At 62.8% G+C, this 22517-nt stretch carries 22 protein-coding genes; 14 read left to right on the top strand and 8 right to left on the bottom strand.

Annotated features, from left to right (window positions below):
- Positions 1-67: 67 nt before the first annotated feature.
- Positions 68-1120, top strand: coding sequence for a methyltransferase (locus RY1_RS10720; RefSeq protein ID WP_072803543.1), 1053 nt, complete (start codon positions 68-70; stop codon positions 1118-1120).
- Positions 1121-1201: 81 nt separating this feature from the next.
- Here the strand turns inward: RY1_RS10720 and RY1_RS10715 are convergent, their stop codons facing one another.
- Entirely contained in the window at positions 1202-2626 is a 1425-nt protein-coding gene (locus tag RY1_RS10715) for a DHA2 family efflux MFS transporter permease subunit (protein WP_072803542.1), read from the bottom strand.
- A 175-nt stretch (positions 2627-2801) separates the two neighbouring features.
- On the opposite strand from RY1_RS10715, the gene RY1_RS10710 reads away from it, so the two are divergent.
- The 9 genes from RY1_RS10710 (at position 2802) to RY1_RS10670 (ending at position 14185) form a co-directional block, all read left to right on the top strand.
- Positions 2802-3260: a MarR family winged helix-turn-helix transcriptional regulator gene (locus tag RY1_RS10710; protein WP_084727352.1), complete on the top strand. Its 459-nt coding sequence runs from the start codon at positions 2802-2804 to the stop codon at positions 3258-3260.
- A gap of 50 nt (positions 3261-3310) precedes the next feature.
- Positions 3311-4354, top strand: coding sequence for an LLM class flavin-dependent oxidoreductase (locus RY1_RS10705; RefSeq protein WP_072803541.1), 1044 nt, complete (start codon positions 3311-3313; stop codon positions 4352-4354).
- 157 nt (positions 4355-4511) lie between these two features.
- Complete coding sequence (locus tag RY1_RS10700) at positions 4512-6113, top strand: ABC transporter substrate-binding protein (protein ID WP_084727330.1); 1602 nt, start codon at positions 4512-4514, stop codon at positions 6111-6113.
- Positions 6110-7066, top strand: a complete 957-nt coding sequence (locus RY1_RS10695; RefSeq protein ID WP_072803539.1) for an ABC transporter permease — start codon at positions 6110-6112, stop codon at positions 7064-7066. Before RY1_RS10700 ends, RY1_RS10695 begins: the two co-directional genes overlap by 4 nt.
- Positions 7063-7905, top strand: coding sequence for an ABC transporter permease (locus tag RY1_RS10690; RefSeq protein WP_072803538.1), 843 nt, complete (start codon positions 7063-7065; stop codon positions 7903-7905). The genes RY1_RS10695 and RY1_RS10690 overlap by 4 nt, the downstream gene beginning before the upstream one ends.
- Positions 7902-9470 carry an ABC transporter ATP-binding protein gene (locus RY1_RS10685; RefSeq protein WP_072803537.1) on the top strand — a complete coding sequence of 523 codons (1569 nt, stop codon included), beginning with the start codon at positions 7902-7904 and terminating at the stop codon, positions 9468-9470. The genes RY1_RS10690 and RY1_RS10685 overlap by 4 nt, the downstream gene beginning before the upstream one ends.
- On the top strand, positions 9467-12526 hold the full coding sequence (locus RY1_RS10680; protein WP_084727328.1) for an AfsR/SARP family transcriptional regulator: 3060 nt from the start codon (positions 9467-9469) through the stop codon (positions 12524-12526). The genes RY1_RS10685 and RY1_RS10680 overlap by 4 nt, the downstream gene beginning before the upstream one ends.
- 112 nt (positions 12527-12638) lie before the next feature.
- Entirely contained in the window at positions 12639-13436 is a 798-nt protein-coding gene (locus RY1_RS10675) for an AfsR/SARP family transcriptional regulator (protein ID WP_072803535.1), read from the top strand.
- A gap of 32 nt (positions 13437-13468) precedes the next feature.
- The gene (locus RY1_RS10670) at positions 13469-14185 is read left to right on the top strand and encodes an AfsR/SARP family transcriptional regulator (RefSeq protein WP_139279804.1); all 717 of its coding nucleotides are present in this window, start codon (positions 13469-13471) and stop codon (positions 14183-14185) included.
- Between the two features lie 135 nt (positions 14186-14320).
- Here RY1_RS10670 and RY1_RS10665 read toward each other — a convergent pair whose 3' ends face one another.
- Positions 14321-14680 (bottom strand): Rv2640c family ArsR-like transcriptional regulator, encoded by a 360-nt coding sequence (locus RY1_RS10665; RefSeq protein ID WP_072803533.1) that lies wholly within the window; start codon positions 14678-14680, stop codon positions 14321-14323.
- Between the two features lie 95 nt (positions 14681-14775).
- Between RY1_RS10665 and RY1_RS10660 the strand changes: the two genes are divergently transcribed.
- Positions 14776-15231 carry an ArsI/CadI family heavy metal resistance metalloenzyme gene (locus tag RY1_RS10660; RefSeq protein ID WP_072803532.1) on the top strand — a complete coding sequence of 152 codons (456 nt, stop codon included), beginning with the start codon at positions 14776-14778 and terminating at the stop codon, positions 15229-15231.
- Positions 15232-15247: 16 nt separating this feature from the next.
- Here RY1_RS10660 and RY1_RS10655 read toward each other — a convergent pair whose 3' ends face one another.
- The 6 genes from RY1_RS10655 to RY1_RS10630 form a co-directional block, all read right to left on the bottom strand.
- Positions 15248-15655 carry an arsenate-mycothiol transferase ArsC gene (locus RY1_RS10655; protein ID WP_072803531.1) on the bottom strand — a complete coding sequence of 136 codons (408 nt, stop codon included), beginning with the start codon at positions 15653-15655 and terminating at the stop codon, positions 15248-15250.
- Positions 15652-16707 (bottom strand): ACR3 family arsenite efflux transporter, encoded by a 1056-nt coding sequence (gene arsB / locus RY1_RS10650; RefSeq protein ID WP_072803530.1) that lies wholly within the window; start codon positions 16705-16707, stop codon positions 15652-15654. The genes RY1_RS10655 and arsB overlap by 4 nt, the downstream gene beginning before the upstream one ends.
- Positions 16704-17063 (bottom strand): ArsR/SmtB family transcription factor, encoded by a 360-nt coding sequence (locus tag RY1_RS10645; RefSeq protein ID WP_072803529.1) that lies wholly within the window; start codon positions 17061-17063, stop codon positions 16704-16706. Before RY1_RS10645 ends, arsB begins: the two co-directional genes overlap by 4 nt.
- A 325-nt stretch (positions 17064-17388) precedes the next feature.
- Positions 17389-18672 carry a lipase family protein gene (locus tag RY1_RS10640; RefSeq protein ID WP_084727327.1) on the bottom strand — a complete coding sequence of 428 codons (1284 nt, stop codon included), beginning with the start codon at positions 18670-18672 and terminating at the stop codon, positions 17389-17391.
- A 29-nt stretch (positions 18673-18701) separates the two neighbouring features.
- Complete coding sequence (locus RY1_RS10635; RefSeq protein ID WP_072803528.1) at positions 18702-19079, bottom strand: hypothetical protein; 378 nt, start codon at positions 19077-19079, stop codon at positions 18702-18704.
- On the bottom strand, positions 19076-19681 hold the full coding sequence (locus RY1_RS10630; RefSeq protein ID WP_072803527.1) for a hypothetical protein: 606 nt from the start codon (positions 19679-19681) through the stop codon (positions 19076-19078). The genes RY1_RS10635 and RY1_RS10630 overlap by 4 nt, the downstream gene beginning before the upstream one ends.
- 251 nt (positions 19682-19932) lie before the next feature.
- Here RY1_RS10630 and RY1_RS10625 point away from each other — a divergent pair, with 251 nt between their 5' ends.
- From RY1_RS10625 to RY1_RS10615, 3 genes are read left to right on the top strand one after another with little or no spacing between them, the layout of a single operon-like run.
- Positions 19933-20241, top strand: a complete 309-nt coding sequence (locus tag RY1_RS10625) for a hypothetical protein (RefSeq protein WP_072803526.1) — start codon at positions 19933-19935, stop codon at positions 20239-20241.
- Positions 20242-20269: 28 nt separating this feature from the next.
- The gene (locus RY1_RS10620; protein WP_072803525.1) at positions 20270-20911 is read left to right on the top strand and encodes a hypothetical protein; all 642 of its coding nucleotides are present in this window, start codon (positions 20270-20272) and stop codon (positions 20909-20911) included.
- Positions 20908-22311: a carotenoid oxygenase family protein gene (locus RY1_RS10615; protein ID WP_072803524.1), complete on the top strand. Its 1404-nt coding sequence runs from the start codon at positions 20908-20910 to the stop codon at positions 22309-22311. The genes RY1_RS10620 and RY1_RS10615 overlap by 4 nt, the downstream gene beginning before the upstream one ends.
- Positions 22312-22517 lie beyond the last annotated feature (206 nt).

The raw sequence follows: 22517 nt of genomic DNA, 5'->3' as shown, positions 1-22517 counted from the left end.
CGAGAGCACGTTCGACCTCCAGAGAGAGTCGAGTGCCGCTCGACCACCACTCGAAACACTCGGGCACATGACCGAACACACCACTGTGAGCCCCATGTCGTTGATGACCATCGCCGCAGGCTTTCGCCGGGCACGCCTGCTGGCCGTGGCAGTCGAGCTGGGGACGTTCGACGCGCTGGACCGCGCACCGTCGGGGACGACTGTGCGGAACTTCGCCGCCGCGACGAACCTGCCTGTGCGAACCGCGCAACTCCTGCTCGACGGTTGCGTCGGCCTAGGCATCATCACGAGAAAGGATCTCGGCACAGGCGAGACGCTCTTCTCCAACAGCACTGTTGCGGCAGAGTTCCTAGTCCGCGGCACCCGGTATTTCTTCGGTGACTACCTACTGTTGAACGACTTTCGTGGATATCAAGGGTGGATGACGCTGGCGGACGCCATCCGAACCGATACACCGACGTCGTGGCCCAATCAGCAGCCGCTCAGCGCCCACCGGGACCCAGCGGCTGCTCACGCGATGAGTCGAGGCGCCCTCGACCCTGGAACACGATGGACCGCGTCGGTGATTGCCCGCTCGTTCGACTTCAGCGAGTCCCGGTCCGTTCTGGACCTGGGGGGTGGCATCGGGGCGTACTGCCTCGAACTCGCCGAGCACTACCCATCTCTACGGTTCACACTGTTCGACCAGCCGAACAAGATCGACATCGCGGCGGAGAACCTTTCGACCAGATCGAACGGCGAGCCCCGGTTCGAGCTGGTCGCCGGCGACTTCTGGCGCGACCCGATACCGACGGGCCACGGCATCGTTCTGCTCTCGAATATCCTGGCCGACTGGTCCGACGAGGACGTCGTCACGCTGACCGCCCGGTGCAGAGCAGCCGTCGAACCCGGTGGTGCCATCGTGGTCGCGGAGACGTTCTTCGACGACGCCACGAAGTCGACACCCGAAACAGCAGTGATGCACGGTATCCACATGATTCTCGAAACACATTCGGGCCGAAACAGAACCCGCGAGGAGTACTGCACGTTGCTCTCCGAAGCAGGATTTCGTCACGTCGACACGCACGACCTGCTCGAGACAGCTCCCGGAGCCAATGGGCTGTTGATCGCCAGGCCATGACGCCTGCACATCGGATGCGTAGCACAGGGCCCACGCCGGCGATACTATTGCGCCGCTCACCTCGCAGTCCTGCACGGAACGTCACCGATCGATACGGAACCTTCCAGGGATGAGAACAGCCGAGATCGCCGCGACGAGAGCAAATCCGACGATGAGCCAGTAGACGTCGCCGTACGCCGATGCCGGACTGTCTTGCGCATCACCGAGCCTGTTCTCCAGAAGCACTGCAACCGACGCAATTCCGATGGCACCACCGAGCTGGTTGAAAATGAACAACGCACTCGTCGCCCGCGCAGCGCGCTCTTCCCCGACGACCTTGTACATGTGGGCCATGGTCCCCGGCGCGGTCAGGCCGATTCCGTATCCCGTGATTCCCACGGCCGCCAGAACAAGAATCTGGCTGGTCGTGGCGCTGACGCCCACCAGTCCTGCCGCACCGGCCGCGGTGATGAGCATGCCGACGCTCGATGTGGTCCGTGCGGTGAACCTGTCGGCGAGCTTGCCGGACGAGATCGCACCGGCCGCGCCGAGAACGCCGGACGGAATCAGTAGCACGCCCGCGTGGAAGGCGTCGAACTCTCGAGATTGCTGCAGGTAGAGCGGGGTGAGCAACAGGATCGAGTTCGCCACAGCGCCCACCAAGAACATCGTGACCACCGCAAAGGCGAACCCGCGGTTACGAAACATCGTGACGTCGATCAACGGCGTCGTCGCGGTCGTGACTGCGTGCACGACGTAACCGACAAGAAGCACCAGTCCCAGAGCAAAGGCAACCACAACTCGGGCGTCGCCGAAACTCCCACCACTTCCTGCAGTGGTCAATCCGTAGATGATCAGCGCGAATCCTGGTGACACCAACAACAATCCGATGATGTCCAGGGAAGCGCCTGCTGCGTGCTGCTTCTCGTCAGGGGGCAGTTTCAGCACCCCGAGAACCAACGCGATGACCCCGATCGGAACGTTGATCCAGAACATCCACCGCCAACTTGCCGCGTCGATCAGCACTCCACCGATGATCGGTCCGAGGATGGGACCGAGCGTCAACGGAATCGAAATCAGGCCCATCGCCTTGGCGACTCGGGCTTCACCCGCGGCTCTCGCCAACACCGTCTGCACGACCGGGATGATCATGCCGCCGCCGAGACCTTGTACGACGCGGAACACGATCAGAGACTGGGCAGAGAAGGCGAGACCGCAGAGCAGTGAACCGACCAGGAATACCGCTACGGCGACCAACCACATTCTTCGCCCGCCGAACCGGTCGATCGCCCACCCCGCGACCGGCGTCGCAACAGCAACCGCGAGTATGTAGCCCGCCGTCACCCACTGAATCGTCGCGAGCGCCGCTCCGAATTCGGTGGTCAGAGAATTCACTCCGACGTTGACTATGGTCTCGTCGAGCAACGCCATCAGCATCGCCAGCAACAGGACCAACGCCATCTGCAGGAATGCCGGGTCCAGGCTCGATTCTTGACTCTTCACCTGCTGCTCGCCGCCATTGCTCATGAGCGATCCTCCCCATTTCGATGCATGCGCATGCATTTAGTTGAGCGTATGGACAGCGGAAATGCAAGCAGTTATGCTCGTCTCGTACGAAAAACATCAATAAGTAGATGCACATGCAATGAGCAAGCATGCATCTGCCGGGCCGACAGCTCACTCAGATCGCGCAGGTACCTTCATGCCGACCACCCGGTCGCCGCAGGACACGACAGAGCTGGATCAGTGGCGCGCGCTGACGGTCCTGTCGGGCCGCATAACGCAGGAAGTCAATCGCGTGATCGCGCGGCATCACGAGCTCACGATGCACGAGGTGTTCGTTCTGTCCGAGCTCACCACGGGCAACCCGAAGGGCTTGCGAATCCAGGACCTTGCGGACGCCACCGGCGTCGACCAGTCCTCGATGTCTCGCACCGTCAAACGCCTGGAGAGCCGCGGGCTGACCCAGAAGGTGACCTGCGATTTCGACAAACGTGGCGTCTACTGCCAGCTCACTGCCGACGGCAGTGCACTGGCAGAACAGGCCGCCAAGACCTGTCGTGAGGCATTGAAGGACGCGCTGGACACCGCGTCGTTCGACACCCGGACAGCGGCGGTGGTTGCACGCCTGCGGTTCGAGCTACCCAATTCACCTGCCTGACAACAGAAATAGCTGCCCTCGTGACCTGACACCGGAAGGTGCACACCCCGATGAAGCTTTCCATACTCGATCAGTCCGTCGTACCCAGCGGAACGCCCCCGGATCAGGCGATACGCAATACCGTCGAACTGGCACGGGCTGCCGAATCCTTTGGCTTTCATCGCTTCTGGCTTGCCGAGCATCATGCGACCGGCTCGTTCGCCAGTCCCGCGCCGGAGATTCTGATCTCCCACATCACCGCTGTCACCTCGACCATTCGAGTCGGCTCGGGAGGAGTACTACTCCCCAACTACCGCCCGATGAAGGTGGCCGAGACGTTCAGAGTGCTGTCCTCGCTCGATCCAGGGAGAATCGACCTGGGAATCGGCCGGGGCGGGGGAGGATCGGACGCGACTGCCGCACAAGCACTTCGCGCAGGAGCTTCCAACGCCGAGGCCGACGGCGAGTTCGCGACTCTGTTGAGCGAGCTACTCGCCTTCCTTTCGTTGGCACGTTTTCCGAACGGTCATCCGTACTCACGCATCGCGCTGCAGCCGCACGGCACTCTGCCACCCGAGGTCTGGCTGCTCGGTGCAAGCCTCGACAGCGCTCGACTCGCGGGTCGATTCGGTCTGCCGTACACGTTCGCGCACTTCGGCCAACCTCAGCTGACGCGCAGCGCACTGGCCGAGTATCGCTCCAGTTTCAGATCTCTCGACGGCCGACCTCCGCGCGTACAGATCGGTGTATCGGTGTTCTGCGCACCGACGGAAGAGGAAGCACGGTACATCTTTTCGAGCCAGCGATTGTTCCGGGCACGCATGCGTGTCGGTGACCTACGCCCGCTCCCTGCCCCGGATGACGCCGTCGTGGGACTACGCACGTTGCCCGACCCGCTCGAATTCGAAGATGCCGAATGGCCCCGATGCATCGTCGGAACACCAGCTCAGGTGCGAGAGACTATAGCGTCGATACAGGACGAGTTGAATCCTGATGAATTGATCGTACTTTCATCGATCCACGACCCGGTGGCGAAGCTAAACTCCTATCGCTCACTCGCCGAGATATTCGAGACGACATCGAACGTTTCTCAAAGTTCGTCTGTTCCTGCGTAATCCGGTTCACGCAACTGGATTACGGCGGTCTCGTAGATAAGATCAGCGGTATTCGAACTCTTGAAGTGATATTTCTTGTCATCTACTGTTCCAATATCTCTGGCTGACTCGTCGACAACAGTGAGCAGTCCTGATCCTCACGACGCGAAGGCTTCTCATGAAATCGAAGAGTTCGACGGTGCGAATCCCGGCACTGTCCGGCATAGCGCTGGTCACCGCATTCGCACTACTCACCGGTTGCACGTCCGACGGCGATCCGGGAAACGGCGCCGCCGAATCGGCAGAGCCGGCTCCCGGCGGTTCCGCGTCCATTGGAATAAGTTACGTACCAACTACATTGGATCCGCAGCTCGTCGTATCCTACGCACTGGACCTGGGTGTGGTGGAAACGCTGGTCCGGCAGGACAAACAGAACGGAACACTCACCGAAGGCCTCGCCTCGTCCTGGTCTGCATCGGAGGACGCCCGGTCCTTCACATTCACACTCAGACCCGGAATCACGTTCAGCGACGGATCGGCCCTCGATGCATCGGTCGTCGCCGAGAACTTCGACAGCATTCAAGCACTCGGTCCTGCGGCTCCCGCGTCCCGAGGTCCGCTGACCGGATACGTCGGCACCGAGGTGATCGACGATCTGACCGTCCGCGTCGACTTCGACGCACCGAGGGCGGGATTCCTCGCCGCAGCGGCCTCGCCCGCGTTGGGGATCATCTCGGCCGAATCGCTGACCCGACCGCTCGACAGTCGTCGCGCAGGAGAGATCTCCGGCACCGGCCCCTACATCATCGAATCGACCACCCCGAACGAATCCGTCGTCCTGCACAAGCGGCCCGACTACGATTGGGCACCTGGTGACGCCGCGCACACAGGAGCCGCGTATCTGGACACCGTGACCTGGAACTACCTGCCCGAGGCGGCAACTCGACTCGGTGCATTGGTCTCGGGGCAGGTCGACCTGATCACCGAAGTCGAAGCCGACACCGAGGTACAGGTCCCCGAGGACGGATTCTGGCTCGACTCGGCGTCGCAGCCCGGACTCGTCAACGGACTCGTTCTCAATCCCAGGAGCCCGATCCTCCAGGACGAGACCGTTCGCACGGCCATACAGAGCGGCATCGATCGTGACGAGGTCATCGCCGCACTCACCCCGAACTACCTGCCTGCAACGTCGGCCCTGTCGTCGACCACCTTGGGTTACGCGGATCAGTCGTCGCTGCTCGCACACGAACCCGACACCGCTGCAGCAGAACTGGAGGACGCCGGTTGGCTCCTCGGTGAAGACGGAGTCCGCGTCAAGGACGGAACTCGACTCTCACTCGACGTGGTGTACGGCAACATCAGAAACTTGGAACTGCTGAAGCAGCAGTTGTCCGATATCGGCGTCGAACTCGTTCTTCGGTCCGTCGACCCGGCGCAGATCTCGGAGATTCTCAAATCCGGGCGTTTCGACCTGTTCCTACGCCAGGCCGGAACCAATGATCCCGACGTTCTGCGTTCGATCTTCGCAACGGATTCCGTCGGTTCGTCCAATATCAGCGAGCTTGCTCCCGAACTCGTGCCGATCCTCGACTCGATCAAATCGACAACGGACACCGATACACGGCAGGCGGCGGCGGCGCACGCGCAGCAACTCCTTATCGAGAAAGGACTGTTCTTTCCCGACTACGAGGCCCCTAACGTCTATGCAGGTGCCGACGGGCTCGACGGCTTCCACTCGCGACAGGGGTTCGTCTACGACCTGTGGAAAGCCCAGTCGTGACGTGGCAACCGGCCGCACGCCTCGCACACGTCGTTCTTGTCGTGTGGGGGGCGTTCACGCTCACCTTCGTCACGCTGTTTCTACTCCCCAGCGATGCCGTCGCCATCATGTATGTCGCGACGGGCACAGCCACCGACGTCGACCCCGCGGAGTTGGATCGGCTTCGATCCGAACTCGGACTCGACCGAAGCCCGATCGTGCAATATCTGGACCATCTCGTTCGATATCTTCAGGGCGATTTCGGGAACTCCGTCCGTACCGGTGACCCTGTCACGAGCCTGGTATTCGACGCAGTGTCGAACACTGCGACACTGGCATCGATTGCGTTGATCGGTGGGTTATCGGTGGGATTCGTCTTCGCCCTCTTGGTCACCCGGTTACCCGAAGGGTTGGTCCGCAGCACCGTGGCCTCGTTGCCGACGCTCGGGCTCTCCATTGCAAGTTTCATCGTTGCACTCACATTGCTGCAGATCTTCTCGTTTCAGCTGCGACTGCTTCCTGCCTTCGGATCCACCGGAGCCGCAACGGTGGTGCTGCCGAGCATCACATTGGCGATCCCCATTGCCGCAGCGTTCGCGCAGTTGCTCATCAGGGGGCTCGAAACTGCGCTCGACTCCGACTACGCACTGGCAGCGCGAACTGCCGGTGAAAGGGAGACACGCATACAGATCTTCCATGCTCTCCCAAATGCGTTGCCCGCAAGCATTGCTCAAATCGGGATCCTGATGGCGGGACTGTTCGGCGGGACCGTCATCGTCGAAACCATCTATGGCCGTAGCGGGCTGGGCCGCCTGCTCGCCGACGCCGTCACCAATCGAGATCTTCCGGTCATCCTCGGAGTGACCGTGCTTGCCGCCATTGTTTTTTCCATCACCGGGATGCTGACCGACATCGTCAACAGTGCCCTCGACCCGCGTCTGAAGAATCGACGACGCGTGAAAGTACCAACGTGACAGCAGCCCGATCATCCGCGCGGTCGGTACACCCGATCGCGATTCGCCCGACGTTGCTACTGAGCATCGTCGTCGTCGGCGCACTCGCATGCTGGATCGTCGCACCGGGTTTCTTCACCTCGTACGATCCGATTCGTGGAGAGATCGTGGACAAGCTCCTACCCCCGAGTCGTGATCACCTGTTCGGAACCGACTCGCTCGGGCGCGATCTGTTCAGTCGAGTGGTGCACGGCACCCGCGTATCGGTTGCTGCCGCAGCAGTGGCAGTGGTCGTCGGTGCAAGCCTCGCGACGGTGGTCGGCGGTATTGCCGGGTACTTCGGCGGCGTGGTCGACTCCGTCTCGATGCGCCTCGTGGACATCTTTCTCGCAGTCCCCGGTCTGCTGATCGCGTTCATCGCGATCAGCGTCCTCGGACAGGGCACCGTCGACATCGCAGTCGCGGTCGGCATCGCCAGCGCAGCCAGTCTCGCTCGAATCACCCGATCGGAGATACGGAGAGTGGGGCTTGCTCCGTACGTGCAGCATTCACGAGACATGGGTGCGGGACACTGGCGCGTCCTCACCTCGCACGTGATTCCCAACTCGACCACGCCGGTCGCCACACTGCTGTTGCCCGAGTTCGCCGGTGCCGTTCTCGCTGTATCGGCACTGAGTTACCTCGGGTTCGGGGCGCAACCCCCGACGCCGGAGTGGGGGTCGCTCGTAGCGGAGGGTCGAGCCCACTTGTCGAATGCATGGTGGCTCGTATCCCTCCCCAGCGCCACCATCGTCGCCTGCGTCCTGGCCCTGTTCGTCATCGGCCGCACCCTCCGCCACAGACAAGGACGTGCCGCATGACCATCGACGGCCCTGACCTGCTCGACGTCCGCAAACTGACCGTGGTCACCGCACGAGAAAAGATTCCCCTGGTTCAGTCGGTGTCGTTCGCCGTCGCCCGAGGATCAGTCCATGCACTGGTCGGACAATCGGGATCAGGGAAGTCCACCATCCTCAGGGCCATCGACGGAGTACTTCCACGGGGGCTTGTCCTCGAATCAGGGTCGGTGGCCATCGACGGGGTCGACACGGCCAGCTTGTCCCCGCGAGACTATCGACTGCTTCGCGGAAGAACGGTGGGGTTCGTTCCGCAGGATCCCGCTCAATCACTCAATCCCACAATGACGGTGGGAGCAACGATTCGGCACGCGCTGCGCAGCCACCACAAGCTCGATCGCACCGCTCTGCGCCGGCGCACCATCGAGTTGCTGGGGGCAGCACAGCTTCCCCGCGCTGCGTCTCGACTGTCGAGCTACCCTCACGAACTTTCCGGCGGGCTGAAACAACGGGTTCTCATCGCCGTCGCGCTGGCCGGGCAACCATCGCTCATACTGGCAGATGAGCCGACCAGTGCCCTCGACACCACCGTGCAGAAGCGCATTCTCGACACGCTCGACCAGCTGGCGTCCGACCACGGCCTCGGCCTTCTCTTGGTCACGCACGACCTGGCAATAGCGGCCGACCGAGCCGAGCAGGTGACGGTGCTGCTCGGTGGCCACGTGGCCGAGTCGGGTGCCACTGCGGCGGTACTCGACGGTGCGACGCATCCTTTCACCCGAGAGTTGCTGCGCGCCAGTAGTTATGCTGTCACGCAGCGCAGTGTCGAACCAGACTGGTCCAGTGGACCACGTGCGGTGGTGTGCAGCGCACACGAGGTGAGCAAGTCATACGACCGCAGTCTCGACGCGTCGGACACACAGTGGGCCCTGCGCGAGTGCTCTCTGGATATCGAAGCAGGAGAAACGGTAGGTCTGATCGGTGAATCCGGCTCGGGTAAATCGACTCTCGGCAAGATCATCTCCGGAACCCTCGAGCCCTCGCGAGGAACTTTGTCCGTAGGACACGTGGCGTACATTCCACAGAATCCAGACGCGACACTCGACCCTCGGTGGACTATCGCGCGATCGGTCGCCGAGCCGCTCCGGTTGAACAAGACACCGTCAACACTGATTCCCGACCTGGTGGACTCGGTACTGAACCGAGTCGGGCTCGACGCCGAAGCAGTGTCCGGCGTGCGCCCGCACCAACTCAGTGGTGGACAACGCCAGAGGGTGGCAGTGGCCAGGGCATTGGTGACCTCCCCTGCCCTGATCGTCTGTGACGAAATACTGTCGGCATTGGATGCCGGTTCACGCAGCACCATCCTGGATCTGCTGGTAGATCTCCGCAACGACACCGGTGTTGCGTATCTGTTCATAACTCACGATCTATCGATCGCACGCGCATTCTGCACGAGACTCGCTGTGATGCACGATGGTTCGATCGTCGACAACGACGCCACAGCCGCGATATTCGAGTCGGTGCGGTCGCCGCACACGCGAGAGCTGGTCGAGGCGATCCCCGGGTTCGCCAATGCGGAGGCATGATGACGTCCGATGTACGTTTCACCATTCTCGGTCCCTTGACCGCACGGTTACGCGAGGGCGCGTTGGACCTGTCCGCACCCAAACAGAGAACCCTGCTTGCATCGCTGTTGCTGAAGTCGAACAACGCCGTCTCGGTCGACGAACTCGCCCGGCGACTCTGGGATGATGCTCCACCAGCCCGCTACCGAAATGCGCTACAAGTGCATGTCACTCGCCTGCGAGCTGCGTTGGGCGAATTCGAACACACATCGGATTCGACCGTGCCCATCGACCGCATCCACGACGGCTATCGATTGCGTATTCCTCCCGAGTCACTCGATTTCAATCGGTTCACGACGTTGGTATCGGACTCCCGGAGGTTTCGCGGCCAAGATCCACACAGGGAGCGAAGGCTATTGAACTCCGCCCTGCAGGAGTGGGACGGAGAACCGTTCGAGTCGGTGCAGTCGCGCTCGTTGCGCCGTGACGTGGTGCCTTACCTGACGTTCGCGAAGGTTCGAGCGGTCGAGCGTCTGGTCGAGGTCGAGCTGCAGATGGGTTTACATACCGATCTGCTTCCACGACTCCACGAACTGGTGCTCGAATTTCCGATCAACGAGCGGATACGGCACGCGCTCGTCGACACCCTTCACCGTGTCGGGGAGCTTCCATCCGCGATCGAGGCCTACCTCGCATACGAAGCAGAACTCGAACGTGAAATGGGAGTAGTTCCGGGAGAGGAGATCAGCGACCTGTATCAGCGGATAGTGGCAGAACGGAGTTTCCCACGCGCACGACCATCGGCGCCGGACATACCTACAGGCTCCAGCTGGCAGGCCCAACACCAACTGCCGACCGATATCGACAATCTGGTCGGCCGCACTCACGAGGTCGACGCCATCCTCGACTATCTGATGCCGAGCGAGCGCCGAGCGGGCGTGCCCGTTGTGACACTTGTCGGCGCTCCGGGAGTGGGGAAGACGGCACTCGCTGTGCGTGCTGCTCATCGACTGGGGGAAGTGTATTCCGATGGTCAGTGGTATCTGTCGCTGGCTTCACCCGACGGTAGTCCGAGGCCACTGCACGAGACACTCTCCGAGCTACTGCAGGCCAGCGGACTCGAACCGGCAGAGATTCGTGGCGCCCCGGACTATCTCTCGAAGCTGCTGAGGACCCGGCTCGCGCAACGCCGCGTACTGATCGTTCTCGACGACATCGTCGAAGACGGTCAGGCGATACCGCTGATTCCTGGGTCGTCGACATGCGCTGTGATCACGGTCAGCCGTGAGTCACGGCCAGAGTTGCGGATCACTCACGCGTCCAGAACAATTCACGTCGGCGTCCTGCCGACGAGTGAGGCCGTCGACCTTCTTACCGCCCTACTGGAGGGCGAACGATCCGACCACAATTTCGAAGCTCTCCGCGAGATCGCCGAGTTGTGCGGCAGACTTCCGCTGGCCTTGAGAATTGCCGGAGGGTATCTGTCGAGTCGAACGTGGGTCGGTCTGGAGGACTACACCGCCCGCCTACGCGGGCATGATGCGCTCTCGGCACTCCAACTCGGCAGCACCCCGCAGACTGCTGTTCGTGTTGCATTCGACGTCTCGTATCGACACCTCGCTGCGCTGCCGCGTCGATTCTTCGCGAGTCTCGGTCAGATTCCGACATTGCGTTTCAACGCGGCCAACAGCTCCCGTCTCGCAGGCGTCAGTATCGACGTAGCGTCACAGCTTCTGGCTAACCTGGCCGATGCCAGTCTGCTCGAACACCAGGCCGATGGGGAATTCGAGTTCCACGACCTCATCGGCAACTACTCCCGCGAGGTCAGCCGGACGGATCTCGATCCGTCGGACTCGAATACGAACCTCGATGGTCTGTACGGGTGGTATGTGCACACCGCCAGACGAGCCACGGCACCGATTTCACCGTTCCCGGACGACCGGGTGGAATCCGATTGGACCTGCGACCCCGTGGTCCCACTGAACTGGATACGCCGCGAGGCGGCGAACCTCCGCACCGCGGCAGAAGAAGGAAACCGACGTGGGCGATATACGCAGGTGATCGCTATCGCCGACGCGATGGTGGGGTACTTCATATCCGAGCGCGACTACCCCGAATGGCTCGCCGTCGCCCAATCTGGATTGCTTGCTGCCGAGAAACTGGGTGATGGAAAGGCGATAGCACTCATGAAGGTCAGTCTTGCGCTGGCACTGCAAGGCTTGCACGACGTCGACGGAGCGGCACACCAACTCGGCGACTCCAGGAGAATTCTCGACGATCTTTGCATTACCGACTACGACATGTTTCACCTGCATTCGCTTGCCCGGAACCAACTTCAAGGACCACACAAGATTCTGCCGGTATCCATCGCATTCCTTCGACGAGGACTGCAACTCAGTGTGCTGAAGCGAAATGGATTCATGGAGGCGGCCTTTCACTCCGACCTGGCGATGGCACTACAGGCGGACGGTGCGCCTGCACGTGCTCATCACCACTACACCGAAGCGCTGGGGATCTACATCGAGCACAACATCGTGGACTCGATACCTGCCGCCAGAGCCAGGTTGGGTATCTCGTGCGTGTCCCTTCGGCGACTCGACGAAGCCGAGATGCACCTCGCTGCCGCCGAGAGTGCAGGGCGCGAGAAGTCGGCCGACTTCTCGCTCGCACTCGCACTTCACGGGACGACCCTGCTGTTCCTCCAGCGTGGCTGGTACCCGCAGGCACAACGCGCCTGCACCGAAGCACTTGCCATAGCCCGCACACGCCGGTTCGCGGCGATAGAGGTCAATCTCGGCAATGCACAGGCGCGTATTTTCGCGGCCCAGCATCGGAACCACGCCGCTCGACAACACTTCGAGGACACCGCCGAACTCGCCCGGTCGATCGGTCACCCGCAGGCCGAATGCGAGGCGCTGATCGAACTCGCTCGGCTGCAAAGTCCGCAGGCCGTGCACGGTTCCCGCGCCGAGTTGTTCGATGATGCTCTGCGATTCGCGGATCGGACGGGCCTCTCGGCGTGGGCGCGAGCGGTCATTCGAGCCGGCGAGGAATCGTCCATGACGGCGGAAGCGTGATCCTTCGCACAACACCGTGGGATGTATGCGTGCGTTAAGCGATCGGTAAGCGGGGTCTATCACGATCCCCTTCGAGAGCATCACCGGCGCTCGCGAACAGGAAGGAACGATCGTGAATTTTCACATCCTCGGTCCACTGCAGGTCTCCGATTTCGGGCAGACCAACTGTGCGCCCAGAGCACCGAAACAACGACAGTTGCTTTCTCTCTTTCTCGCGCACGCCGATCTCGTCGTCACCGTGGACCGGTGCATCGACGAACTGTGGGTCGATCGTCCGCCGGCAAGCGCTCAATCGACGCTGCACACCTATGTCATGCAGATCCGAAGGCTGCTTGGCCACAGCGACCTCGCGGAGACACCGGACGGGCGAGTTCGGCTCGTGACCACCGAACGCGGGTACATCTTCCACACGTCCGAGGGCGAACTCGACCTCACGTCGATGCGTGCGACCGCAGAACGCGCGACCAGAGCGGAGGATCGCGGCGACCTGCGCTCGGCATCACGGCACGCTGCAGCTGCGCTCGCGTTCTGGCACGGTCAGACTCTTGCCGACGTGAGATGCGGTCCCGAGTTGCGGGCTTTCCTCAGTGGAGTGGAAGAGGAACAGGTGGGTCTGCACGAGCTCTACTTCGACGCCTCTATCGCGATCGGCGAGAGTCGAAAAGTGATGAGCGCGCTCCGGTTGGCCACACACCAGCACCCACTGAACGAGACCTTTCATCTTCAACTCATGACCGCACTTCGTGATCAAGGAAGACCGGTGCAGGCGCTGGAAGCATACTCATCGCTTCGACGTCGACTCAACAGCGAACTGGGGCTCGATCCGACTGCCAAGGCTCAACGACTACAGCGAGACATCCTCGCGTCCAGTCCCCCGCGCACCGGCGCACGGTCGGTCCGGACCGCGTGAGACGCGAGGTCCGGACGCAATGGGACCGCAAGGTGAAGTTTCGAGTACTCGGCAACTTTCAGATCGGCCATGCGATCGCGGCACCCAAACAACGCCAACTGCTGGCATTGCTGTTACTCAATGCCAACACGCCGGTGTCGCCCTCGACATGTTTTCGCGAACTGTGGTCGGAGCATCCGCCCTCGAGCGCTGCGACCACCGTGCAGACCTACATCATGAATCTTCGCCGAGCTCTGGTCGATTCGACGGACAACCGGCAACGGGTGATACTCGATCCCGGTGGGTACCGCCTCGCGGTCGATGCAGGCGAACTCGATCTCGACGTGTTCGATGCGACGGTCGAGCAGTCGCACACAATAGGCGACGGAATCCGTGCACTCGACAAGCTCGACTGTGCGCTGAGCCTGTGGCCTGGGGCGATGCTCTCCGATGTCGCCCAAGGACCGGTCCTCAGCACACTCGTTGCCCGGCATGAGCGTCGGCGCAGCGAGATCGTGTACCAGCGGTTCGACATGATGCTCGAACTCGATCGAGCGAGACCAGCACTTCCTGAACTCAAACGAGCGGTCGAACAGCGTCCGGCAGACGAGCGTTTGAGGCGGCAGCTGATGCTGGCTCTCGCCTCGACCGGTCGACGCGCAGAGTCCATTCTCCAGTTCCTCGCGCTCACGGACTATCTGTGGTTGGAACTGAAGACTGAACCTGAAACGGCAACAATCGATTTGGCTCACGCGCTACGACAATCCTGACGGTGTCCGGCCCGTCGCCCGGCAGGATGGAGAGCCGAACCTTAATGGCCGCTGCACTTTTGGGCATACAGTAGGAGTGTCGGCCGGTGGAGACGGCCGCACATTTCGCGTTCCACCGACATCGCTCTGATTGCCTCAGCGACAGCAGTTCGGATCGAGCACGACGCGCAGGGCATCCAGGGCGTCGGCGCGGGCGGTGTAGTAGACGTTCATACCCCGCCTGACCGAGACGACCATGCCTGCCTTCTTGAGTTGCCCCAGGTGGTGACTGACCGTCGACTCGGCGAGCCCGACGGCAGTGGCGAGATCGCACGTGCAGATCTCCCCCGCGGCGTCGGTCAGCAGCACCGAGATGAGCTTGATGCGCGCCGGATCGGCGAGAGCCTTGAGACGCACGGCGACTTCGAGGGCTGCGTCGTCGGACATCGGCGCTGCCGAGACGGGCGCGCAGCAGACAGGTGCGGTGGCGTCGATCAGCGGGAGCGTTTTGGGCACGTCGCCGATGATACACCTTCTTGACTTATATCGAATTAGTGGCACAGTGGGCCATGTAAGCAATTCGACATAAGTCACACAGGTGGAGGTCTCCCATGTCACGCGCCCAACTTGCCCTCAATGTGGACAACATCGATCAGGCAATCACGTTCTACTCCAAGCTCTTCGGCACCACACCCGCGAAGGTGAAGCCCGGCTACGCGAACTTCGCGATCACCGAGCCACCCCTCAAACTCGTCCTGATCGAGAACCCAGGCCAGGGAGGAACTGTCAACCACCTGGGCGTCGAGGTCGAATCCTCGGCGAAGGTCCACGAGGAGATCGCACGGCTGTCCGGCGAAGGACTGTTCACCGACGAGGAGATCGGCACCACCTGTTGCTTCGCCACTCAGGACAAGGTCTGGGTCAGTGGACCGTCCGGCGAAAAATGGGAGGTCTACACCGTTCTCGCCGACTCCGACACCTTCGGCTCCAGCCCGACACTGCAGCAGGCAGACGCGACATGCTGCCGCCCCGACGCCGCATCGGCCGACGAGAAAGCCTGTTGCTGAGACGATTCGGTGCCGTCTAGTCGGTCAGCACATCGGCTAGCCGCCGAACACGCCGAGCGATGTCGTCGCGCACGAGCCGCATCCGTTCGATGCCCTCGATACCGCGCGACGACGGCTCGTCGGTGTCCCAGTTCTCGAATATCGGCCCGTCGACCTGCTCGACTGTCGCCTCGCTGCCTAGCGTGACGACATAATCCATGCGCGCCAACAGGTTCGGATCGATCGGCTTCGGCTGCTCCCCGGTCAGGTCTACACCCACCTCGAGCAACGCCTGGGCGGATTGCGCATTCACCGAACCGCCGGGTTTCGTTCCGGCGGAATGTACTTCGACGGCATCCCCGACGACGGCACGCATCAACCCGGCGGCCATCTGCGACTTACCGCCGTTCTTGACGCATACGAACAGCACACTGGGCTTGCTCACGATATAACCTCCGAGAATCTTGTGCGCAGTGCGAGTGAGACATACACCAGTCCTACGAGAACGGGGACTTCGATCAGCGGGCCGACCACACCGGCGAGCGCCTGCCCCGACGTCGCACCGTAGGTGGCGATGGCAACTGCGATGGCGAGTTCGAAGTTGTTGCCTGCGGCCGTGAATGCCAACGTCGTGGTGCGCTCGTATCCCAAGCCGAGGGCGACGCCGAGCAGGTACCCACCGCCCCACATCACTGCGAAATACACCAGCAACGGGATTGCGATGCGAACGACGTCGAGCGGCTGTGACGTGATCCGATCACCCTGAAGCGCAAAGAGAATCACGATGGTGAACAGCAGGCCGTACAGCGCCCACGGGCCGATCCGGGGAAGGAAGGTGGACTCGTACCATCCGCGTCCCTTGGCCCGTTCCCCGATGAATCTCGACAGAAATCCAGCGACGAGCGGGAGTCCGAGGAATATCAGTACCGATTTCGCGATCTGCCAGGGCGACGCCTCGATGGTGGTCTGCTCCAGTCCGAGCCAGCCGGGCAGCACCGAGAGGTAGAACCATCCGAGCACCGCGAACATGACGACCTGGAACACCGAATTGATCGCCACCAGTACCGCCGCGGCTTCGCGGTCACCGCAGGCGAGGTCGTTCCAGATGATGACCATCGCGATGCACCGCGCGAGGCCGACGATGATCAGGCCGGTGCGGTATTCGGGGAGCTCGGGCAGGAAGATCCAGGCCAGCGCGAACATCAACGCAGGCCCGAGCATCCAGTTGAGCACCAGCGAGCCGACGAGGAGTTTCTTGTCTCCGGTGACGGTGTCGAGTCGGTCGTAGCGCACCTTCGCGAGCACCGGATACATCATGACCAGCAGGCCGATCGCGATCGGCAACGAGACCCCGTCGACCGAGATCGCCGACAGCCCCTCGTCCAGGCCCGGTATCGATCTGCCCAGCAGCAACCCGGCGACCATGGCGACGCCGATCCAGACGGGCAGGAATCGATCGAGGGTGGACAGCTTCCCGACGACGGTAGGCGAGCTCACACCGCCACCGGCGCCAGCTCGTCGGACAGAAGCGTCGAAAGTTGTTGCAGTGCAGCCGGAACGATCCAGTAGTGCACCCAGGTTCCGCGGCGTTCGCAATCGAGAAGCCCGGCCTCGCGCAGCACCTTGAGGTGATGCGAGATCGTCGGCTGCGACAGGTCGAAGGCCGGTGAGATGTCGCAGACGCACGCCGACCCGCCGTCGTGACCGGCGACAAGGCTCAGCATCCGTAGGCGTACGGGGTCGCCGAGAGCTTTGAACATGCGCGCCATCTCGGCCGCCCGGTCCGCAGGCAACGGTTCCCGGACCAGCGACGAACCACACCCGTCCACCAGAGGCAGTTCCTGTTTCGACATCCGTCTATATTGATGCATATCGAATCAGCCGTCAAACCCCGTCCCAGGCCCCACCCCGCCCCACCCCCCACACAAACGCACGTGCATTTGCGCACAGGACCAGCAAAACCCCAGGCCCCACCCCACCCCTCACGCAAACGCACGTGCATTTGCGCACAGGACGAGCAAAACCCCAGGCCTCACCCCACCCCCTACGCAAACGCACGTGCATTTGCGCACAGGACCAGCGAAACCCCAGGCCCCACCCCACCCCCTACGCAAACGCACGTGCGTTTGCGCAGGAAATGGGAGTGGGGTCGATCGCGTGCCTGCGGTTACACCTGCCTCAGCCCACCGGCAGAGGCGTCGGCGTGAGCTCGTTCCCCGGCCCGACGACCGCGCAGTTGTCGGTCGGCGCAACGCCGTTGAAGCGGTCGGTGAGGAACTGCGCGGCCTGTGCCTGGAACGGTACGAACGCCTTGCTGTGGTTCTGCCCGGTGTACTGGGCGTAGGTGACGGCGACGCCGCGGTCGCAGTAGTCCCGTGCGAGGCCTTCGACGTCGGCAGTGACCATCACCGAATCACCGGTGCCGTCCGAATCGCCGACGCCCAGAAGCAGCGGCACAACCGGGGTGCCCACCGAGCCCATGATGTTGTCGTCGATCGCGGCCACGACCTCCGGCACCTGGAGCAACGAGGTGTACGGCGGTGCGAGCATCTCGGTGTCGGTCAGCCCGGGGTACTTCGAGGCGAACGCGTTGATGCAGTTCGATTCGACGTCGCCCACGATCTGCTTGCCCTTGTCCGACAGGAACGCGTCGGTGTCGATGCCGTACGCCCGCTGGTAGGCGACGATCAACGCCGGAATGACGCCTGCCCAATCCGTCGACCCACTGACGTACGGAAGGTTGTGAGCCAGGTCGACCGGCAGACCACCCGCAGCCGCGCCGACGATGTTCAATTCCGGCGCATAGACCGGCGCCAGTTCCGCACCCCATTGCGTCGGGACCGAACCACCCGAGTATCCGATCAACCCGACGGGCGTCGACGACGGCAGCGCCAGCACGGCTTCGGCCGCTCGGATGCCGTCGAGTGCGGCGTACGCGGATTGGCGCCCGATGGTCCATTCGAGGCTTTCACCCTCGTAGTCGGGGACGACGACGGTGTAACCGGCCGCCATGTAACCGGTGATGACGGCTTGCTCGATCGCCGCGGTGTTGCTGTTTCCATGCCCGCTGAGGGTGTACGACGGATCGCATTCCGCGCCGAGGCCGTCGTACGCGGTGTGGAACGAGATCAGCTTCGTCGGCCCGGGGATCAGTGGCCGCAGCACGGTCGCGACCGTGGTCACGGCCTCGTCCTGCTGATCGGTGGTGCGATAGAGAACCTGAGTGCTGGTGATCGGCGTCTGAAGGTTCGGGCTGCCGTACGCCATGGGCCTGGTCCGCAGAACCGCGCCGGGTGCGCTGCCGTCGAGCGAGTCGGTGTAGTCGTAGAACGGATCGGCCGAGGGCACGGGGATGTCCGCGGCAGGCTGGGCGACCGCGCTGCCCGCCCCGATGAACACGCCCGTGAGGGCGATCGAGACGATCGTCGCCCATCGGGTGGAAGAACTGAGTAGACCTGTCATGGCGTTCGGTGCCTTGCTCGGTAAGGGGATCAGTTGGTCGGCAGGATGCCGTTGGTCGGGTGCGGATCCGTCGGAAGAATACCGTCCGTCGGGTGCAGTGTGGGCGTAAGTATTCCGTCGGTCGGGTGCAGAGTCGGCGGCGGCGATGTCGGCGGCACCGTTGTCGGTGGGACGGTCGTCGGCGGAACGATCGAGGGCAGCGTCGTCACGACCCCACCACCACCCGAACCACCCGAACCACCGGAACCGCCTGCCCCGGAGCCGTCGGATGCCTCCGAGGTGGATACGGCTGCAGTCGTGGTCGACGTAGTAGCGGGGGTCTCGTCGACAACCGTCTCCGTGCACGCGGTCAGTCCGAGCAGTGCTGCTGCCGACGCAGCCACGACGAGTGCTCGTGCGAGGTTCACCGGCCGACCTCCTGAGCGACAGGATGGTCGGCTGCAACCGCTTGGGTTCGCTTGACGGCCCACACGATCAGGGCGATCGGGATGATCCAGTTCAACACGAGGTTGCCCGGGTGGGCCCCGGAAAGGTCTGCCTCGGAGGCCAATACGCCGGCAACGAGGTGGCAGATCGCCATCACGAAGACGACTCCTGCCCACAGACCGCTGAGCGTCTTGTTCTTGGCACGGAAGACCGGGCTGCCCCAGTATCTGGGGTCGACGCTGTCTCGGGCGTACTGCTCGGTGAACGGGATGGTCACCACGGAGATCGCCATGACGGCAGCGAGCACGAACGTCGCACCTCCGCGCCCGAAGTCTGCCAGGGCGTCGTCGACGCCTTGGCCTCCGACGAATGCGACCGCAGCGATGATTCCGAAGGTGGCGACGCCTGCGACGTCGATGATCTTGAGTCCGCCCTTGCTTCGCGCAGCGGTGACAGCCAGCGCGAGCGAGCCTGCACATGCCACCAGCGCGGCCACGCCGACAGCTCCGGCACCGAGCCTTTCGGTGAGCACGGAGAACAGCGCCCACGGCGCCAATCCGAGCAACATCATCTTCGCGTTCATCTGCTGAGCCCTTTCTAGTGGTCTGCTTGTCGAGTTCCACTATCGAAGTTTCAGCGCGCAACAACATCGGTGTGACGACGTATGTTTTCCTGCCACGGCCGCCTGTCCATCACTGCCGGTTCCGCCTCGGGTGCGCACATTCACCGGTTGGGCAGAAAAATCTGCGTGTCATTACCGATGTTTCGACGCGGGTCCGGGCGCAAGATCATCCAGGAACACCGGATACCTCACCTACCGAACGGAGAACGTCCATGTACAAGACAGTTGCACGCGTCCTGGTGACCGGAGCCTTCGCAGCGACCGCGCTGATCGGGTCGACCGCCATCGCGTCCGCCGACCCGGTGGACAACCAGAAGCCAAGCGGGCCGCCGTGGAGTGAGAGCCGCGACGGCCTCACCTTCTGTTTCGAAGGGTTCTGCGATAACTGGGACAAGCTCGACAACTACGTGTGTACCACCGGCGCTCCGACCGCGCTGATCTGCGACGCCATCATGGTCGGTGTGCGCGTGCTGCCGCCGCTCAACATCGGTGATCTGGTTCCCCACAACATCATTCGCTGAATCACCCCCTCAGAAGGAAGAAACTTTCGTGTCCGAGACCGCTGCAAAGAATCTCAACCCGTTGGCGATCTTCACCGGCTTCATCCCGTGGATCGCGTTCACCCTCGTCGCTCAGCGAACGGCTGCCGACGGCGTCGCGTGGAGCGCACTCCTGGCCGCGTTCATCGGACTCGTCTTCGTGATCCGAGGTCGACGAACGGGCAGCCCCACCCAGATGGACATCTACTCGTTGGTCCTGTTCACGCTGATCGCGGTCGTCGGCTTCATCGGCGATCAAGGCGTCGACCAGTGGTTGTTCGACTGGGGTCGCCCGCTCGTCGGCGTCGTACTCGGTCTTGTTCTGCTCGCGACCGCATCCGTGCGCCCGTTCACAGCCGAGTACGCAAAACGATCCACCCCCGAGGAGTACTGGTCGTCCCCGTTGTTCCGGCGGATCAATTTCGTTCTGTCGGCATCGTGGGGCGTCGCCATCACTGTCATGGGAGTGTCGGCGGTGCTCGTGACTGCTCTCGACGCGCACGCCTCCGGCACCGACAGCCCGTATCTGCTCGATTTCTTCCTCAACTGGGCCGTCCCGATCCTGTTGATTGCGGCCATGATTCACCTCACCAACACTTATCCTGACAGGGCGAGCCGCGACGCCGTCCAGAACTCGAGGGAGAGCGCATGACCGTGACGACCGATCCACACCGTCCCCAACCCGTCGATCTCTCGCGCAACCCGCACCTGACGGGGGTGTACGCCCCGCAGCGCGACGAGGTCGACGTCGCAGATCTCGAGGTCACCGGCGAGATTCCCGACGACCTGGCAGGCAGTTATCTGCGCAACGGTCCCAACCCGCGTTTCGATCCCATCGGTTCGTTCGTCTATCCCCTCGACGGCGACGGGATGCTGCACCGCATCACCCTTGCAGGCGGCCGCGCGTCGTACAGCAATCGCTTCGTCCGAACTCCGATGGTGGAGCTGGAAGAGCAACGCGGCGAGGTCATCTGGTCCGGTCTGACCGATGGATACACCCCGCCTGCATCGGTCGTCGGCGACACGCTTGCCAATACGACGCGGGCGCTCCCCGACATCAACATCGTCGAGCATGCGGGTCGGCTGATGGCGATGCAGGAGTCCGACAAGCCGTACCGCATCGACCCGATTTCGCTGGCGACGCTCGGCACCGAGGACTGCGACGGGGCGATGCTCGTCGGCAGTACCGCTCACCCGAAGACCGACCCGCGTACCGGTGAACTGGTGCTGTTCACCTATTCACTCGAGGCGCCGTATCTGACGTGGTCCGTCGTCGGCGCCGTCGGCACGGCACTGCGCACGCCGACGCCGGTGACCGGGCTCGATGCTCCGCTGATGATTCACGACATGGCGTTGACCAAGAAGTACGTGGTGCTCTTCGCGAATCCGCTGGTCTTCGATTTCGCTGCGGTCATGCGAGGCGGATCGCTGCTGTCGTGGGAACCCGAGCGAGGCACACGCATCGCGCTGATTCCGCGCGACGGATCCGCGGTGCGCTGGATCGACACCGAGCCCTTCTGGGTGTGGCACTTCGCCAACGCATTCGACAACCCCGACGGGACGGTCACCGTCGATTACGTCGAACATGTCTATCCGGGCGGGTTCGCGCACTCGGCGACGCCGAATACTTCGGCATTGACAAGGGCCACATGCAATCCGGTCTCCGGTGCGATCACGCGTACTCGGATCGGGGAACGTTCCGGCCTCGAGTTCCCCCGCGTCGACGACCGGTTGCTGACCGAGCAACACGACCGGATCGCGACCGTCGGCAAAGCCGAATCCGACTCGGGGGATCTGGACAGCCTGTGGTTCCACGACCTGCGCGCAGGCACGGATGTCGCGTGGACACCGGGCGTCGCGATCGGCGAACCGATCTACATCCCCGGCGCCGAGCACGACTACTGGGGAGCAATCGGGACCGATCCGGTCGACCTCCGCTCGCGGTTCTACCTCCTCGACGCCGACAATCCCGCGGACGGCCCCCTCGCCACCGTCGAACTGCCCATCCGCGTACCCGCCGGCCTGCACGGGTCGTGGCTCGGAGCCCCCTAACCCCGCCTCCTCTCCCGCCCCCGCCCCCTTACGCAAACGCACGTGCATTTGCGGGAACACCCAGGCCCAAGCCCCACCACCCACACAAACGCACGTGCATTTGCGGGAACACCCAGGCAAACCCCCACCACCTATACAAACGCACGTGCATTTGCGTACACGGCCAGGTCCAGCCCCACCACCCACACAAACGCACATGCATTTGC

Source organism: Rhodococcus yunnanensis NBRC 103083 (assembly GCF_001895005.1).
In the GTDB taxonomy this organism is placed as follows: Bacteria; Actinomycetota; Actinomycetes; order Mycobacteriales; family Mycobacteriaceae; genus Rhodococcoides; species Rhodococcoides yunnanense.
Note: the sequence above shows the minus strand (reverse complement) of the source record. Positions and strands in the feature narration are given on the sequence as shown.

What these genes read in the sequence shown, in the direction of transcription:
- RY1_RS10720 (WP_072803543.1), top strand. Translation starts at nt 68, where the DNA reads ATGACCGAACACACCACTGTGAGCCCCATGTCGTTGATGACCATCGCC.
- RY1_RS10715 (WP_072803542.1), bottom strand. Translation starts at nt 2,626, where the DNA reads ATGAGCAATGGCGGCGAGCAGCAGGTGAAGAGTCAAGAATCGAGCCTG.
- RY1_RS10710 (WP_084727352.1), top strand. Translation starts at nt 2,802, where the DNA reads ATGCCGACCACCCGGTCGCCGCAGGACACGACAGAGCTGGATCAGTGG.
- RY1_RS10705 (WP_072803541.1), top strand. Translation starts at nt 3,311, where the DNA reads ATGAAGCTTTCCATACTCGATCAGTCCGTCGTACCCAGCGGAACGCCC.
- RY1_RS10700 (WP_084727330.1), top strand. Translation starts at nt 4,512, where the DNA reads ATGAAATCGAAGAGTTCGACGGTGCGAATCCCGGCACTGTCCGGCATA.
- RY1_RS10685 (WP_072803537.1), top strand. Translation starts at nt 7,902, where the DNA reads ATGACCATCGACGGCCCTGACCTGCTCGACGTCCGCAAACTGACCGTG.
- RY1_RS10680 (WP_084727328.1), top strand. Translation starts at nt 9,467, where the DNA reads ATGATGACGTCCGATGTACGTTTCACCATTCTCGGTCCCTTGACCGCA.
- RY1_RS10660 (WP_072803532.1), top strand. Translation starts at nt 14,776, where the DNA reads ATGTCACGCGCCCAACTTGCCCTCAATGTGGACAACATCGATCAGGCA.
- RY1_RS10645 (WP_072803529.1), bottom strand. Translation starts at nt 17,063, where the DNA reads ATGTCGAAACAGGAACTGCCTCTGGTGGACGGGTGTGGTTCGTCGCTG.
- RY1_RS10640 (WP_084727327.1), bottom strand. Translation starts at nt 18,672, where the DNA reads ATGACAGGTCTACTCAGTTCTTCCACCCGATGGGCGACGATCGTCTCG.
- RY1_RS10630 (WP_072803527.1), bottom strand. Translation starts at nt 19,681, where the DNA reads ATGAACGCGAAGATGATGTTGCTCGGATTGGCGCCGTGGGCGCTGTTC.
- RY1_RS10625 (WP_072803526.1), top strand. Translation starts at nt 19,933, where the DNA reads ATGTACAAGACAGTTGCACGCGTCCTGGTGACCGGAGCCTTCGCAGCG.
- RY1_RS10615 (WP_072803524.1), top strand. Translation starts at nt 20,908, where the DNA reads ATGACCGTGACGACCGATCCACACCGTCCCCAACCCGTCGATCTCTCG.